12 protein-coding genes and 1 pseudogene are annotated in these 16,001 nt (G+C 70.3%); 3 read left to right on the forward strand and 10 right to left on the reverse strand.

The window, feature by feature from the left end:
• Window positions 1–13: 13 nt before the first annotated feature.
• The 6 genes from modA to Q4C85_RS00780 form a co-directional block, all read right to left on the reverse strand.
• Window positions 14–916, reverse strand: coding sequence for a molybdate ABC transporter substrate-binding protein (modA, locus tag Q4C85_RS00755; protein ID WP_303138586.1), 903 nt, complete (start codon window positions 914–916; stop codon window positions 14–16).
• A gap of 55 nt (window positions 917–971) precedes the next feature.
• A complete protein-coding gene (narI, locus tag Q4C85_RS00760; protein WP_303138589.1) occupies window positions 972–1,760 on the reverse strand; it encodes a respiratory nitrate reductase subunit gamma in 789 nt (262 codons plus the stop codon).
• Window positions 1,757–2,527, reverse strand: a complete 771-nt coding sequence (gene narJ / locus Q4C85_RS00765) for a nitrate reductase molybdenum cofactor assembly chaperone (protein WP_303138591.1) — start codon at window positions 2,525–2,527, stop codon at window positions 1,757–1,759. Before narJ ends, narI begins: the two co-directional genes overlap by 4 nt.
• Before the next feature lies 1 nt (window position 2,528).
• Window positions 2,529–4,142, reverse strand: a complete 1,614-nt coding sequence (gene narH / locus Q4C85_RS00770; protein ID WP_303138593.1) for a nitrate reductase subunit beta — start codon at window positions 4,140–4,142, stop codon at window positions 2,529–2,531.
• Window positions 4,142–7,900 carry a nitrate reductase subunit alpha gene (locus Q4C85_RS00775; RefSeq protein ID WP_303138595.1) on the reverse strand — a complete coding sequence of 1,253 codons (3,759 nt, stop codon included), beginning with the start codon at window positions 7,898–7,900 and terminating at the stop codon, window positions 4,142–4,144. Before Q4C85_RS00775 ends, narH begins: the two co-directional genes overlap by 1 nt.
• A gap of 78 nt (window positions 7,901–7,978) precedes the next feature.
• Window positions 7,979–9,307 (reverse strand): MFS transporter, encoded by a 1,329-nt coding sequence (locus Q4C85_RS00780; RefSeq protein ID WP_303138597.1) that lies wholly within the window; start codon window positions 9,305–9,307, stop codon window positions 7,979–7,981.
• A 388-nt stretch (window positions 9,308–9,695) separates the two neighbouring features.
• Between Q4C85_RS00780 and Q4C85_RS00785 the strand changes: the two genes are divergently transcribed.
• Complete coding sequence (locus Q4C85_RS00785; protein ID WP_303138600.1) at window positions 9,696–10,211, forward strand: molybdenum cofactor biosynthesis protein B; 516 nt, start codon at window positions 9,696–9,698, stop codon at window positions 10,209–10,211.
• Between the two features lie 253 nt (window positions 10,212–10,464).
• On the opposite strand, the gene Q4C85_RS00790 is transcribed toward Q4C85_RS00785, so the two are convergent.
• From Q4C85_RS00790 to glp, 4 genes and pseudogenes are all read right to left on the reverse strand, one after another.
• A complete protein-coding gene (locus tag Q4C85_RS00790; RefSeq protein ID WP_303138603.1) occupies window positions 10,465–11,154 on the reverse strand; it encodes a molybdenum cofactor guanylyltransferase in 690 nt (229 codons plus the stop codon).
• Between the two features lie 18 nt (window positions 11,155–11,172).
• Complete coding sequence (locus tag Q4C85_RS00795) at window positions 11,173–12,888, reverse strand: proteasome accessory factor PafA2 family protein (RefSeq protein ID WP_303138605.1); 1,716 nt, start codon at window positions 12,886–12,888, stop codon at window positions 11,173–11,175.
• A 177-nt stretch (window positions 12,889–13,065) separates the two neighbouring features.
• Window positions 13,066–13,593 (reverse strand): cyclic pyranopterin monophosphate synthase MoaC, encoded by a 528-nt coding sequence (moaC, locus tag Q4C85_RS00800; RefSeq protein ID WP_303138739.1) that lies wholly within the window; start codon window positions 13,591–13,593, stop codon window positions 13,066–13,068.
• Between the two features lie 24 nt (window positions 13,594–13,617).
• Window positions 13,618–14,955 (reverse strand): annotated as a pseudogene (glp, locus tag Q4C85_RS00805) (gephyrin-like molybdotransferase Glp); the annotation flags it as partial.
• Window positions 14,956–15,186: 231 nt separating this feature from the next.
• Here glp and Q4C85_RS00810 point away from each other — a divergent pair.
• Complete coding sequence (locus tag Q4C85_RS00810; RefSeq protein WP_303138608.1) at window positions 15,187–15,624, forward strand: molybdenum cofactor biosynthesis protein MoaE; 438 nt, start codon at window positions 15,187–15,189, stop codon at window positions 15,622–15,624.
• 97 nt (window positions 15,625–15,721) lie between these two features.
• The gene (locus tag Q4C85_RS00815; protein WP_303138611.1) at window positions 15,722–15,994 is read left to right on the forward strand and encodes a MoaD/ThiS family protein; all 273 of its coding nucleotides are present in this window, start codon (window positions 15,722–15,724) and stop codon (window positions 15,992–15,994) included.
• The last annotated feature ends 7 nt before the right edge of the window (window positions 15,995–16,001 follow it).

Consider the following 16,001-nt stretch of genomic DNA (forward strand, 5'->3'; position numbering starts at 1 on the left):
GTAGGTGCAGCGCTCAACCGGCGTCCCTGTTCGCCGGGCTGGCGGCCCCCGTCTCGGTATCGGTCCCCGTGGTCCCCTCCGTGCCAGGCGTGGCCGTGGCCCCGGCATCGGGGCCTGCCGTCTGCCCCTCGGCGGCCGGGGCGCCGAAGCCGTAGGAGGCCAGGATCTCCTGCCCTCGGGGGCTCAGGACCGCGTCGACGAAGACCTGGGCCGCGGTCGGGTTCCCAGCGGAGCGCGTCAGAGCGATCGGGTAGTGGTTGACCACTCCGCCGTCGGGGATCTCGATCTGCTCAACCCCCTCGGCGGCGATCGCATCGGTCGTGTAGACGATGCCGGCCTCCGCCTCCCCGGACTCGACCTTGCCACGAACATCGGTGACCTTTTGCTCCTCCGAGACAGGGTTGAGGCTGATGCCCAGCGCCTCGGCGAGCTCGACAGTGGCGGCACCGCAAGGCACGTCGGGAGCGCAGATGACCAGGTCCGCGCTCTCCAGGGAGGAGTCGAGACCGGTCACCCCGGCGGGGTTGCCCTCAGGGACGATGAGGGTGAGCACGTTCGTGGCGAACTCCGTCTGCTCGCTGACGAGGTCTTGGGCCACGGCGTCGGACATGGTCGAGTTGTTGGCGGTGGCCAACACGTCGGCGCTCGCGCCCTCCGCCAGGGAGGAGACCAGGTCCTGGGAGCCCTGGAAGTCGAAAGTGATGGTCAGGTCGGGGTTGTCGGCCATGACCTCCGCCGCGATCTGCTCGAAGGCTTCTTGCAGGGATGCGGCGGCGAAGACGGTGACCTCACCGGAGACGGCCGACTGTGTCGCCTGCGCCGTGCCGCCCGCGGTGTCCGAGGAGCCGCAGGCCCCCAGTGAGGCGGCAGTCAGGACACAGGTGGCCGCGATCGCCACGCGATTGATTGGCCTCATGAGGATCCTCACTCAGGGTTGATGGAGGCGGCGCAGCTGCCCTCGCATACGGCCATCAGGCCCCCTCGGCAGGGGCAGTGTCCGCGGGCCCCTGATTCCCAGTCCCCTGCAGGCTCACCGGTGTCCAGCCGCGCCGCGCCGGTGTTGCCGCGATGGTGCCGGGGCGGGATCGGTACACCACGTAGGGGCGGGTCACGTAGCCCACCGGGGCCGATACGGCGTGGACCAGACGAGTGAAGGGCCATACGGCGAGCAGCAGCAGGCCGGCGACGATGTGCAGCTTGAAGGATACGGGCACCTCGGCCATGAGCTCGGGACGGGGCGATAGGAGGAACACCGAGCGGAACCAGGGGCTGATCGTCTGCCGGTAATCGTATCCGTGAGGCGTCAGGATCTGGTTGAGCACCGTGGCCCAGGCGCCCAGGAGGACCGGCACCGTCAGCAGGACGTACATGATCTTGTCGTTGGTGCTCGTGGCCAGACGCACCGAGCGCACGACGAGTCGGCGGTACAACAGTCCCGCCAGGCCCACCAGCACCATGACGGCGGCCAAGGACCCCATTGCCGTGGCGGCGAGGTGGTAGGCGTGCTGGCTGATGCCCACCGCCCGCGTCCAGCTCGCCGGGACCGCCAGACCCACGACGTGGCCGGCGGCCACCATGAGGAAGCCGACGTGGAACAAGGGCGAGGACCAGCGCAGGATCCGCGACTCATTCCACTGGGAGGAGCGGCTGGTCCAGCCGAACTGGTCGGTGCGGTAGCGCCACACCAGCCCGACAACCAGCAGAACGAGGCAGGCGTAGGGCAGTGCGGTCCACAGGACGTAGTGCTCGAAGGTACTCATGGACGTGCCTCCTGTGCGGCGGTGGTCGGACGGTCGGGGCGCCTGGCGGGAGGCGCAGTCCCCCGGGGAGAGGCCCCGGTGAGCCGCGGTGCGGCGGTCGGGAAGGGGAGTGTGGTCGTGACGCCGACCGTCTCGGTGGGAGGGCCTGCCGCCACGAGAGCCCGGACCCGCTGGGCGGTGGACTCATCGAGCCGTGGCAGGGTCATGGACACGGCGTCGACCAGCAGCCTGTACGGTGAGTCGATATCGGCCAAGGCGCTGCGCAGGACCTCGATCCCCTCGCGGTGGGAGGCCAGCAGCGCGTCGGCCACCTCATCGCCGCTGCGTGCCGACAGCTCGAGGACCACCGGCAGGTAGTCGGGCAGTTCCCGACCCTTCATCTTGTAGCCGGCTGCCGCCAACGCCTGCTTGAAGGCCAGCAGCGCCGCTCCGCGGTGGCGGGTGTCCCCGACGGCGTAATAGGTCAGGTAGAGGCAGCAACGTCGACGTCGATCGAATGTCTCGACGTAGTGCTCGGCCATCGTCCTGGTCCCGCGTCCTCGGGCGATCCGCACGAACTCCTCCAGCGGGGCCGCCACCGCCGTGGGAGGCCTGTCCGGCTCGACGAGCGCGGCACCGACGGCGTCAAGGCGAGTGGCGAAGGAGTCCTCGGCCGGGTAGTCCAGCAGAAGCGAGGCGCTCATGTGCACGATCGCCCGCTGCCGGGCACTGACCGGCACCTGCCGTGCCGGCACCAGCGCCTGCGGTGCCTGGACGAAGGTGACCATCTCAGCGTCCTGCCTGCCGACCGGTCCCGACCGTCGCGGGCCCTGCCGAGGGAACCGCGTCGCGACGCAACGCAGGCGTGGGTAGGACCACGGGAGCGCCGTCGGCAGGCCCGGGCAGGCCGTGGAAGGAGGCCGCGTCGTGGCAGGCCGCGGGCGCGCCGTGGCCCACGAGGGTCTCGACGTCGCTGCCCAGGCCGGCCATGCCCCGAGGGACTTCCGGCTTGGTGGAGGGCACCACGTAGCGGTCGTCGTACTTGGCGATCGCCAGGAGCCGGTACATGGACTCCAGGTCCGCACCACTCATGCCCACCGAGGCCGCGACCGCCGGGTCGGCCGGGCGCCCGAGCCTGACCTCGCGCATGTGGGAGCGCATGGCCGCCAGACGGCGCAGGACCCGTTCGACGACGTCGGTGTCCCCGGCGGTCAGCAACCCGGCCAGGTACTCCAGGGGGATGCGCATCTCGGACACGGCCGTCAGCAGCACGCGGTGGTCCTCCCCGTCCATGCCGGTGGCCGCTGCCGCGTCGACCATGGGGGACAGCGGCGGGATGTACCACACCATCGGCATGGTGCGGTACTCGGGGTGCAGTGGCAGGGCCACCTCGTAGATGCTGATGAGGTCCCACACCGGGGAGGCCTGGGCCGCGGTGATCCATGAGGCCGGGACTCCGTTGGCCCGGGCGGCGGCCACGACCTGCGGATCGCGTGGGTCCAGGAGGATCTCGCGCTGGGCTGCGTACAGGTCGCGCGGGTCGGCGACCGCGGCCGCCTGGGAGACGCGGTCGGCGTCGTAGAGCAGCACGCCGAGGTAGCGCAGGCGCCCCACGCAGGTCTCGGCGCACACCGTGGGCTCGCCCGCCTCCAGCCGCGGGTAGCACAGCGTGCACTTCTCGGCCTTACCGGAGCTGTGGTTGAAGTAGACCTTCTTGTAGGGGCAGGCGGACACGCACATGCGCCAGCCGCGGCAGGCGTCCTGATCGACGAGCACGATCCCGTCCTCGGTGCGCTTGTACATCGCTCCGGCTGGGCAGGCCGCCACGCAGGTGGGGTTGAGGCAGTGCTCGCAGATGCGCGGCAGGTAGAACATGAAGGCCTGGTCGATCTCAGCGCGGACCTGTTGGCTCATGCCCGCCACGACGGGGTCCTGGCCCAGGATCTCGGGAGAGCCTCCCAGGTCGTCGTCCCAGTTGGGGCCCCACGTGATCGTGGGCATGTACTCACCCGTCAGCTGGCTCTTGGCGCGCGCCACCGGCAGGGCGGTGGCGTCCCTGGGGGCGGACAGCAACCGGTCGTACTCGTAGGTCCACGGCTCGTAGTAGTCCTCGACCCCAGGCAGGTCCGGGTTGGCGAAGATCTGGGCGAGCCTGCGCAAACGTCCGCCTGAGCGCGGCCGCAGGCGGCCCCCGGAGGTGCGCTCCCATCCACCACGCCACCGGTCCTGGTCCTCCCAGGCCTTGGGGTAGCCGACCCCGGGCCGGGTCTCGACATTGTTGAACCACATGTACTCGGTGCCTTCGCGGTTGGTCCAGGCCTGCTTGCAGGTCACCGAGCAGGTGTGGCAGCCGATGCACTTGTCCAGGTTCATCACCATCGCGATCTGCGCCAGCACCCTCATCAGAACGTCACCTCCTGGTTGGTGCGACGGCGGATCACGGTGACCTCGTCGCGGTTATTGCCGGTGGGGCCGATGTAGTTGAAGGCGTAGGACAACTGGGCGTAGCCCCCGGCGAAGTGGCTCGGCTTGAGCACGATGCGGGTCAATGAGTTGTGGGTGCCTCCCCGGCGCCCGGAGCTCTCGGTCAACGGGGTGTTCATCGTGCGCTCCTGGGCGTGGTGCATGAAGACCACTCCCTGAGGGATGCGGTGGGAGACGACGGCGCGTGCCGCCACGATCCCATTGCGGTTGTATGCCTCGATCCACTCGTTGTCCCGCACGCCGATGGTCTGGGCGTCGGCCGGGCTCATCCAGACCGTCTGCCCGCCACGGCCCAGAGTGAGCATGTGCAGGTTGTCGTAGTACTGGGAGTGGATGGCCCACTTGTTGTGGACCGTCAGGTAGCGCACGGCCACCTCCACCGAGCCCGCCTCGGAGCGGCCCACCTGGCCGGGTGCCGCTTCGCCGTACAGGGAGGCGAAGTCCAGTGGTGGTCGGAACACGGGCAGGGACTCACCCATGTCGCGCATCCAGTCGTGGTCCAGGTAGTAGTGCATGCGCCCGGTCAGGGTGTGCCACGGCTTGGCGTGCTCCACGTTGACCACGAAGGCCGAGTACCGCCGCCCGCCGTGCTCCGAGCCGGACCACTCCGGCGTGGTGATGACACCCTGCGGCTTGGACTGCGTGTCGGCGAAGGTGATGAGCTTGCCTGCCTCCTCGGCGCTCAGCTCCGCCAGGGAGGTTCCCGTGCGCTTCGACAGGGTTCGCCAGCCCTCGGTGGCCACGCGGCCGTTGGTGGCCCCGGACATGTGCATGACGCCGTCGGCGGCACGGATCGCAGTGTCCACCAGAGGACGGCCCTCGGCCGCCCCCCGGCCGGTGCCATGGGCGCGGGCCAGCGCCCCTATCTCCTTGTCCGGCACCAGCATGATTCCCTTGGAGGGCAGCCCCACCTCCTCGGCCAGGGGCCCCAGGGCGTCGAACTTGTTGCGGATCTGGGTGTAGTCCCTCTCGACGGGCACCAGCTTGGGCATCGTCACTCCCGGGATCCAGCCCTCCGGCAGGCTCGACACGTTCCCATGGGCCACCGTCATGGCATCGGGGGTGTCGTGGTTGAGGGGTGCGGCCACGACATCGGTCTGGGTGCCCAGGTGGGTCGGCGCCCACTGACTGACCATGGTGGCCAGCTGCTGGAAGACCTCGAAGTCGCTGCGCGCCTCCCAGGGCGGGTCGATCGCCTTGTTGAAGGAGTGGATGAAGGGGTGCATGTCCGTGGTGGACAGGTCGTACTTCTCATACCAGGTCGCTGCCGGCAGCACGACGTCGGAGTGCAGGGTCGTGGAGGTGTTGCGGAAGTCCGCGGTCCACATGAGGTCGAGCTTGCCCCGAGCCGCCTCCTGACGCCATGTCATCGTCGTGGGGCGGCGTCCCTCGGGGGTCTCCTCGGCATTGACGTCGTTGTCGGCACCCACCATGTGCCGCAGGAAGAACTCGGTGCCCTTGGCGGAGGAACCCAGCAGGTTCGTGCGCCACGAGGCCAGGATCCGGGGGAAGTTCTCCGGGGCGTCGGGGTCCTCGCAGGCGAAGCGCAGTTCTCCCTTGGCCAGCTGGTCGACGACATAGTCGCGCGCGTCCATCCCGGCCTCCTTGGCCTGCTGGCCCAGCACCAGCGGGTTGCGGTCGAAGGTCGGGTAGGAGGGGGTCCAGCCGCGCCTCATCGCCTCGACCATCGTGTCCGAAACGGTCTTGCCGGCCATGGTCCCCGGCCCCAGGGGTGAGGCCAGGCGCTCGGCGGGTGTGTCGTCATAACGCCACTGGTCGGTCGTCAGGTACCAGAAGCCGGTGGAGATCATCTGGCGGGCCGGGCGGTGCCAGTCCAGGGCGAAGGCGTACTGCTGCCAACCGGCGATAGGGCGCACCTTCTCCTGGCCCACGTAGTGGGCCCAGCCGCCGCCGTTGACGCCCTGGGTGGCGCACATCGAGGTCAGCGCCAGGATCGTGCGGTAGGTCTGATCGGCGTGGTAGTAGTGGTTGATGCCCGCACCCATGAGGATCTGACAGCGCCCACCGGACTCGATGGCGCTGGCTGCGAAGTCCCGGGCCACCCGGATCATCGCGGGCCCGGCCACCCCGGTGATCTCGGCCGCCCAGGCGGGAGTGGCCGGGACCTTCGCGTCCTGATAGTCGGCCGGCCACTGTCCGGGCAGGCCGGGGCGGGACACGGCGTAGTTGGCCAGCAGCAGGTCGTAGACAGTGGTGACCAGTCGCCCGTCGGGCAGGCGGGTGGCCGGCACGCCACGACGCACCACTCCGCCGCCCACCGTCCCCGAGGGCGTCGTCGAGGCCGGCAGGTCGAAGCGGGGCAGAAGCACCTCAGTGGGCTCAACCACGACCCGGCCCTCCAGGTCCGCGATCGACATGACGGGGTCGACGCCGTCCATGAGGAGGTTCCAACGCCCCATCCCCTCGGGTGTGAAGCGGTCCGCCAGGGTGCCTCCCGGGTCGGCGGGCCCGCGCTCACGGTCCCACACCACGGGCCGGAAGGCGTTCTTGGGCATGCCCTGTGCGACGCCGTCGATGTCCTCGGCGGTCACGAAGCGGCCGGGCACGTGGCCGGTGTCCCTTGCCGATGGCTCCAGCTCGACGAGGAAGGGCGAGTCGGTGTGGCGCCGCATGTAGTCGAGGAAGAACGGCTCTCGCCGTCCTACGTGGAACTCCTTGAGAATGACGTGGCCGATGGCCAGAGCGAGGGCGCCATCGGTTCCCGCGGCCACACGCAGCCACTGATCGGCGAACTTCGTGTTCTCGGCATAGTCGGGGGAGACCGCCACGACCTTCTGCCCGTGATAGCGCGCCTCTGTCATGAAGTGGGCGTCCGGGGTGCGCGTGAGCGGCAGGTTGGAGCCCCACATGACGAGATACTGGGCGTTGTACCAGTCGCCGGCCTCCGGAACGTCCGTCTGGTCGCCGAAGACCTGCGGCGAGGCCGGAGGAAGATCCGCGTACCAGTCGTAGAAGGACAGCATCGTGCCGCCGATCAGCTCGTGGAAGCGGGAGCCGGCCCCGTAGGAGATCATCGACATGGCCGGGATGACCGAGAAGCCGGCGCAGCGGTCCGGCCCCCAGGTGCGGATGGTGTGGACGTAGGCCGCGGCGATGATCTCCATGGCCTCGTCCCAGCCCACACGCACCATGCCGCCCTTGCCACGGGCCGACTTGTAGGCCCGCGAGGTCTGAGGGTCGCCGGTGACCTGCGCCCAGGCGGCCACGGCGTCGCCGTTGTTGTCCTCGCGCGCGGCGCGGAACGCGTCCAGGAGCGCCGAGCGGACGTAGGGGTAGCGGATCCGTGTGGGGGAGTAGGTGTACCAGGAGAAGGCAGCTCCTCGTGGGCAGCCCCGGGGCTCGTACTCCGGCATGTCGGGACCGGTTGTCGGATAGTCGGTGACCTGCTTCTCCCAGGTGATGACGTCGTCGGAGACATAGACCTCCCAGGCGCACGACCCGGTGCAGTTGACCCCGTGCGTGGAGTGGACCATCCGGTCGTGGCTCCAGCGCCGGCGGTAGAAGGAGTCGGCGTCCCGCCCGCCCTGGAGGAACAGGCGGCGAGCGTCGGCGGAGACCTCGCCGCCTCGCAGGTAGGAGCCCAGGGCGAACAGCCCGGGAGCGGACTCCACCTGCTGGTCGGGCCCGGCTACGAGCGAGTCATCGGGGCGGTTCATCTCAAGGTCCTTCACAGTGTCGGGGCTGGTGGGCGTGGTGGTGGGCGGACAGCACCGCCCGGGCGGTCGGGGCAGGCGTCAGCCGGGACGTTTGGCTCCGGGACGGGCGTAGCGGGCCCAGCAGATCGCTGCGCAGGCGAGGCAGAAGGCTGCTGACCCGTAGAAGAAGGCGTGTGCGGGGATCGCCGAGAGCGCGACGCCCACCAGGAAGGGACCGAGCGCCGCCACGGCAGCGGTGAAGCCAATAGCTCCTCCCGCCTGGCGCTTGGGCATGATCATCGGCATCTGCTTGAAGGTGGCGGCGTTGCCGACTCCGGCGAAGAAGAACATTCCCAGCAGCCCGACCATGAAGATCGGGAAGTCGCCCGGTGTGGTGGCACTGGCCAGCTTCCATCCGCAGAAGGTCAGTGTGCTTGCCATTCCGACGGCCGAGACGAAGGTCCAGATCGCGCCGCCGAAACGATCGCACATCGGGCCCCAGGCGAAGCGCAGCACCGAACCGATCAGAGTTCCCAAGAAGGCGTAGCTCGCTCCCATGGGAAGCTCGGACTCCGCGAAACGGGTGGCCAGCGGGGAGGAGGTCCCGAAGTTGTTGTTGATGATGAGGGCAGTCTGTGCCGCGAATCCTGAGAACAGGCCGAAGGTCATGATGTACAGGATGGTCATGAGCCAGGTGTCGGGATTGGAGAAGATGTCCAGCTGCTGGCGGATGTTGGCCTTGACCGGGACGTCCTTGATGAACCGGAAGGCCAGGACGGCCGCGACGAGCGACCAGGGGAGGAAGAAGACGGTGGCGTTGACCGCCATCGGCGCGCCGTCCTGGTAGGGCTCGACCCAGGTCAGTCCGAACAGGCTCACGCTCATGAGGAAGGGGGCCGCGAGCTGGATGACGCTCATGCCCATGTTGCCCAGCCCTCCTTGGAGGCCCAGGGCGGTTCCCGCCAGGCGCTTGGGGAAGAAGTAGCCGGTTGACGGCATGTACCCCGAGAACGTGGCGGCCCCGATTCCGCAGGTGAATGCCAGCGCCAGGAGGACCCCGTAGGGGGTCTCGGGGTTCTGCACGGCGAAGAACCATCCGAGCATCGGCGCGATGAACAGCACTGATGACCAACCGATCATCCGGCGGGAGCCGATGGTGGCGGGTAGGACCATGTAAGCCAGCCGGAGGAGGCCGCAGGACAGCCCGGGCATGGAGGTCAGCCAGTACAGCTGTGCCTTGGTCAGCTCGAAACCGATCTCGTTGAGGCGCGGAGCCACCGCGCTGGGCAAGAACCAGACGGTGAAGCCCAGCATGAGAGAGAAGGTGGTGATGGCCAGCGTGCGCCATGCGATGACTGAGGACCAGCTCTGCGGGTCCTCGGGGTTCCAGCCGGTCAGGATCCTGCCGGTGGTGTCGAGTTGACTCATAGCGCTCTCCGGGGTGCGACGGATGCGGGCGGACGGTTGGCAGTGCGTCACCGGCGTGGGCGGTGACGGGACGGCTCGGGCACGTGGATCGTCACTGGTCCTGGCGGGCGCCCAGTCGTGGGGCGTCCGCCCGTGCCATCGAGTCTCAGACGATGTGATCTACCTATCATGCATGGACTGTCGCGGGTAGAGGGCTCGGCCGCTCATTTCCTTGAAATGACGCGACTTTCGAGGTCGGAGCGCAGGCGGCGCATCCGGAGTTAGGGAAGTCGAATGTGTTTAAAATCTGGTTCGTATCGACCGTCCGGCGGTTAGCCTCGTACATGTGAAGCCGAGCACCCCAGTCCACAGCACCCCGTGCGCTGCCTCCGAGCCCGGCGTTCCGGCTGTGCGCACGAGGCTTCGTCAGCTGGATGAGCCGGTTGCCGGAGCGGTCATCACCGTCTCGGATCGATGCGCCCGCGGGGACAAGGAGGATCGGTCGGGGCCGGTGGCGGTCAGGCTGCTGGCCGACCACGGTGTGCTCGTCGACTCCGTCCGGATCGTGCCCGATGGCGTGGAATCGGTACGTCGTGCCATCGAGGCGGCGATCGAGGCGGGTGCGCGCGTGGTGCTCACCACCGGTGGCACGGGTGTGACACCCCATGACCTGACCCCCGAGGCGACGCGACCCCTGCTGGCCGCTCGCCTGGAGGGCATTGAGGCCCAGGTGCGTGCCTACGGTCTGGAGCACACGCCTCTGGCCGGACTGTCCCGTGCGCTAGTGGGCGTCACGAGTCGGGAAGCCGACGGTGTCCTCATCGTCAATGCGCCGGGTTCGCGCGGAGGGGTCGAGGACACCGTCGCCGTCGTCGGTCCCCTCGTGCCCCACGTGCTGGAGCAGCTCGGCGGCGGCGACCACTGAGTCGGCTCACCGGGACGAGATGAGTACGTCCAAGGGGTGGGCCGGGTCCCCCTCCTCGCCGAGATCGGTAGATATGACACCTCGAGATCGGGACATATGGCACCTCGAGATCGGTAGATATGGCAGGGCGGGGCGCAGAACCGCAGGTGCTGTGTCGCGGATCGGGCCGGGGCTCAGCGACCAAGGCCCGGACCTACCGACCTCCGTGGAATCAATGATCGAGTGACGCCGGCCGTCGCCCGGTCACCCACCGTTACTGTCGTGGCGCCCAGCCCTCAAGCCCGGAGCCTCGATCCCAGGCGTGCACCTGCGGCCAGGTGTCGAGATCGTGCGCCGCAGGGGCCAGCTCGCCAAGGTCCACCGCTAAGGGGCGCAGGCGGCCCAGGACGCTGCGCACCGAGACGTCACGCAATGACCCGGGGCCCATGACCGACAAGATCTCCTCGCGCCGATAGACCCCCAGGAGGTACTGGGGACTCGTTCCGTCGTGGGTGCATGCGCCTGGGGCGTGGGGGGCTGCCTGCAGGGCCGACAAGAGCACGGGCAGCGCGCGCCACGACTCGGGTGCGTCGCAGGTGAGCACCGCGGTCACCGGTGCCGGCCCGTCCCTGCCCGCCGTCTCGGACAGACGAGCCAGCCCGGCGCCGATGCCTGCGACCGGTCCCCCCAAGGGCGGATCCTCCAGGGCGCGGAGCACGCCGTCGGGAAGAGCAACCTCAGATGGGGCGACGACGACGACGCGATTGATGACCCCTCGCCCACGGAGGTTCTCCAGGCCGGTCAGCAGGTGGTCGATGAGCCGTGCCCCGCGGGCGACGACGTCGGGCTTCGAGGCGCCGCCCAGGCGCCGGCCAGTGCCGCCGGCGAGCACGAGGGCGTCGGCGCCCCCGCCTCGGTGCGAACAGCTCGACTGGGCGTGGACAGTGCAGGGTCCCGGGCTCATTGACGCTCCCGCACTCTCCTAGGCGCCGGCGTTGCGTCCGTCGGCGGATGAGGTGGCGTAGTAGCCCTCGTCCCAGGCGAAGATCTCGGGGACGGCGGGGATCTCGATCCCCAGCGCCTCGAGCGTGGAGACGACGTCGTCACCCCCGGCTCGCGCCCTCTCGACCTCGGCGGCGGTGGGACGCGCCGGGTCGGGAAGAGTGACCCGCAGCAGGTGCTTGGAGCCGGTGTCGACGAGCAGCGAGGTCCATCCCGCCGCCCACACCCGGTCGGGGAAGGCCCGGAAGAAAGCGGCCCGGCCGCCGGCGCGCGTGTCGGCCGGGGCGAGGCCGACGGCTGCCGCCACCTCGTCGTCGTCGAGGATCCGGCGCACGGTCCCGTTGCGCTCCAGCGCGGCCGCCAGCCCGGTCCCGGGGGCGACGGCGGAGAAGCGCAGGTCGGCGGCCAGGATGCGCGGGTCGTCCCAGGCGCACCCGTAGCGGGTGCGCAGGTGCTCCAGGACCATGAGCTTGGCGCACCACTCGACGAGGTGCGCGGCCTGGAGCGGGCCGGCCTCCAGGGCGTCGAGGGCCTGCCCCCACAGGTCGAGGACCTCGGCGGTCTCGGAGTCGGCGTCCTCGCCGGCGGCGTCGCGGATCCCCTCGAGGAAGGCCCGCTGGACCTCCAGGGCGCCGGCGCTGCCCCCGGCCGCCAGCTCGCAGCGCACCTCCAGCGCGGGGTCGCGGGAGAAGGCGCGCAGGGCGGCCACCGGGTCGGCGAAGGACAGGCGCTCGGCCAGGGCACGTGCCCGCCCGGGGTCGGCCTCGACCAGGGACAGCAGCGCCGCCGTCGAGCCCATCCGCAGCAGGGCGGTGACCGCCATGACCGAGGAGTCGGCGGTGATGACGTGCAGGCGCCGCCACCGCGCCGGGTCGGCGTGGGCCTCGTCGCGGGTGTTGACGATGGGGCGCTCGCGGGTGGTGTACAGCGAGACCTCCTGCTCGACGTAGTCGGCGCGCTGGAAGATCTGGAAGCCCGGCTCCTGGCTGGTCTGCCCGATGCCCACGCGTCCCGAGCCGCCGATCACCTGTCGGGTGACGAGGAAGGGCAGCAGCACCGCGGTGAGCAGGTCCCAGTCGACGTCGCGGCGCACCGCGTAGTTCTCGTGCGCCCCCCAGGCGGCTCCCTTGCCGTCGGTGTTGTTCTTGAGGACCTGGACCCGGGTGCCGCGCGCCCGGCTCAAGGCGGTCTCGGCCCGGTGCATGAGCAGGTCCCCGGCCCGGTCGTACAGAACCGCTTCGCGTGGACCGAGTGCCTCGGGGGAGGCGTACTCGGGGTGGGTGTGGTCGACGTAGAGGCGGGCGCCGTTGACCGCGTGGCTCGCCGAGCCCCGGTAGTAGTGGGACTCGAAGGCGTTGACGCGCTTGACCCACCGGGTGGGTGCGCCGGTCAGCACCGCTCCGGCCTCCTGGTCGGTGCGCGCCTCGGGGGGCAGGGCGTGGTCGGCGCCGTCGCGCGCGTCCCGGGCGGGCAACTCACCGGAGTAGTCGAAACGGGTGCCGGCCCCCGGTTCCATGACCCGGCCCTCGGTGGAGGGCACGTGGGCGGATGCGGGCTCGCCGCGGCCCGCCGCGTCGCGGGCGTACTCGAACAGCAGGTCGCGAGCCAGCTCGTCGGGATCGGCGGCGGGGTCATCCCTGTCCACGAGCGCGTACTCGGTCTCCACACCCATGATCCTGCGTACCGTGATCATCATCGTTCCTCTCGCGGTGGTCCGCTCTGGTACGGCTGTTCTGAGCCGAGGTTAGTCCCTCCCGGGCCTGCCGGCTGGCCGTGCTGCCGGCTGACTGTGTCAGATGCGGCGACCTCGAGGTGTCATATATCCCGATCTCGAGGTGTCATATGTCCCGATCTCGGGAGGAATGGGGTGGGATCAGGCCTCGGGGCGGGACCAGGTGCCCGAGCGGCCTCCGGACTTGAAGGTCACCCTCGCCGCGCGCAGCGCGACGGACCGGTCGATCCCCTTGAGCATGTCAACGACCGCCAGACCTGCCATCGTCACGGCCATGAGGGCCTCCATCTCGACGCCGGTGCGGTCCGCGGTGCTCACCTCACCGGTGATCCGCACACCCCAGTCCTCCACGGACAGCTCGACTCGGCAGCCGTGCACACCGATGACATGGGCCAGAGGAAGGAGCTCGGGCACCTTCTTGGCGGCGGCGATCCCCGCGACGCGCGCCACCGCGAGCACGTCGCCCTTGGGCACGGCGCCGTCGCGCAGCGCGGCCACCGCGTGCGGCGAGCAGGAGACCTCGGCCGACGCGGCGGCGCGGCGGACCGAGACGGGCTTGTCGGTGACGTCGACCATGTGGGCGGAGCCGGCGTCGTCGAGGTGGGTCAGACGCGGTGGTGGTGAGCCCCGTCCCGGTGCGTGCCATACGGGCGCAGTGAGGACCGGCATGGCCGGAGCGGACAGCGGGATCATGGCGACCTCGTCACCGACCTCCACCTCGGCCACACTGGGATCGACGACGGCCAGCGCCTGGGCGGCCGCCAGCGAGGCCACGAGGTGGGAGCCCGAACCCAGGTGATGGGTCGGCTCGACCCAGTCAGAGGCACAGGATGCGGGCGCCGCGCCGGACGTCTCACGGGCGGTCGCCTGGCCCGCCGCGGGCGGCGCCTCGACGAAGCGCACAGGGATGTGTTGGCGTCGCCCCTGCCTCGCTGGCCAGCCCATGGCTGCGCGGGCGCGGCCCGGTGCGAGGGCCCCGGGCGTCGTCGGGGTTCTCGGAGAACCGGTGGCCGCGCCGTCGTGACCGGACAGGCGGGCAAGCGCCGGGACGACGAAGGTGGTGAAAGAGACCAACACGCTCACCGGGTTGCCGGGCAGCGCAATGAGTGGCACGTCGCGTCCGTCGGTGGACCGCACGGCGCCATGCCCCTGCGGCCGGCCGGGCTGCATGCCGACGTGGGCGAGATCGAGGCGGACGGCGCCGGTTGTCGCACCGCCCGCAAGCTGGGTCAGGGGGTCGAAGGCGCCGGCGGACACGCCCCCGGAGGTGACAATGAGATCGGCGCCGTCGGCGGCGCGGGTGAGGATCTCGGTCAGGGGACCGGCGAGGTCGGGGCCGCGGCTCACCGAGGCCAGTGCCGCCCCGTGCTCAGCCACCAGGCCGGACAGCAGCAGGGAGTTGGAGTCGGGGATCGACCCGGTGGGCAGTTCGGGTCCCGGGTCGACCAGCTCGGCACCGGTCGAGACCACGGCGACCCTCGCCCGTGGCACGGCGCGCACCCGCGCGACACCGACCGAGGCCAGCGAGGCCTGAGCCATGGCCGAGATGACGGTCCCCGCCTGCAGGAGGGGATCTCCCGGGCGCACATCCTCGCCCGCGTGACGGATGTTCTGGCCGGCGCGGGCGTGAGCGCGGACCTGAACGTGTCCGGGCAGCGGGTGGTCGCCCGGCTCCTGGTCGGTGTCCTCGACCTTGACCACGCAGTCCGCGCCTCGGGGGACCATCGCACCGGTCATGACACGCGCAGCGGTGCCGGGAGCCAGTGGCACGGGGACCGTCCCCGCCGGGACGTCGCCGGCCACAGGTAGTCGCACCGGGGTCTGGGGGCGTGCCGCTGCGACGTCGACCGCACGGACCGCGTAGCCGTCCATGGCCGAGTTGGTCCACGGGGGCACCGGCAGCGCAGCCCCGACGTCCTCGGCGAGCACCAGCCCGTGCGCCTCGGACAGTGGCACCTCGACCGCGGGCAGCGGATGAAGCGCGGACAGAACCTCCGCCAGGTACTCCTCGGGAGTCAACGTGGTCGTCATGGCAGGTCCTTCCCTCGGCGGCAACACGGGGCGGCGCGCTGGTCAGGAGCCATCATGCCCGGTCCGAGGTGGTCCAGGACAGGTGCAGGCGCCGATCCGTACAGGCATCGCCGCCCGGTGCCCTGGTCCATGGCGCGACCCGGCGGCGTCGAGGTCAGCGCATTGCCCGGGGGCGCACCGATGGGTACGGTGAGGCGGACCGAGATGGTGGCCCGCGGCAGGAGGCGCAGGATGGATAACGGGGTAGGGGCGCGGGTGGCACGTGCTGAGGTCACCGCAGCCCCACTGAGCACGGACAGCCTCGCCAGTGGGGTGGCAGACCCTGCTGCAGGCGCCTTGGTCACCTTCGACGGACGCGTGCGCGACCACGACGGTGGACGGCAGGTCACCGCGATCACGTACACCGCCCACCCGAGCGCCACCGGGGTGCTGGTGGAGATCGCGCAGGAGGTGGCCGAGCGGCCCGGGATCCGCGCGCTTGGCGTGGCGCACCGGGTGGGCGACCTGGAGGTGGGAGAGACCGCCCTGGCTGTTGCGGTCAGTGCCGACCACCGCCAGGACGCCTTCGCCGCGCTGGCTGAGATTGTCGAGGAGGTCAAGCGCCGTCTGCCGATGTGGAAGTGTCAGCATCTGGTGGACGGTTCCCGGGAGTGGGCCAACCTCGGCTGAGGCGGGAGGTGGGCATGAGGTTGGGCCCATTGTTGCGCAACAGCGCGAGGTACCCTACCGTCGTCATCAACCTGTTCCCCGCCGTCAGGAGCCGTCAGTGCGTGAGCCGGTCACCACGTCCATCGCTGTCGATCTGCGCTACTTCGCCGCCGCGGCTGATGCGGCGGGACAGTCCTCCGAAAGCCTCGAGCTTCCCGTCGGCACGACCCTGGCCGACTTGCGTACCCGGCTGCACAGCCGCGGGGCGGAGATGGAGCGAGTCGTGCGGGTCTCGAGCTTCCTGGTCAACGCCGTCGTTGCATCGGACGACTCGGTGGTGCTGGGGGAGGGCGACCGCGTCGACGTGCTCCCGCCATTCGCCGGTGGTTGAGCGACGA

Origin of the sequence: Actinomyces sp., assembly GCF_030524025.1 — a bacterium.
Taxonomy (GTDB): domain Bacteria; phylum Actinomycetota; class Actinomycetes; order Actinomycetales; family Actinomycetaceae; genus Actinomyces.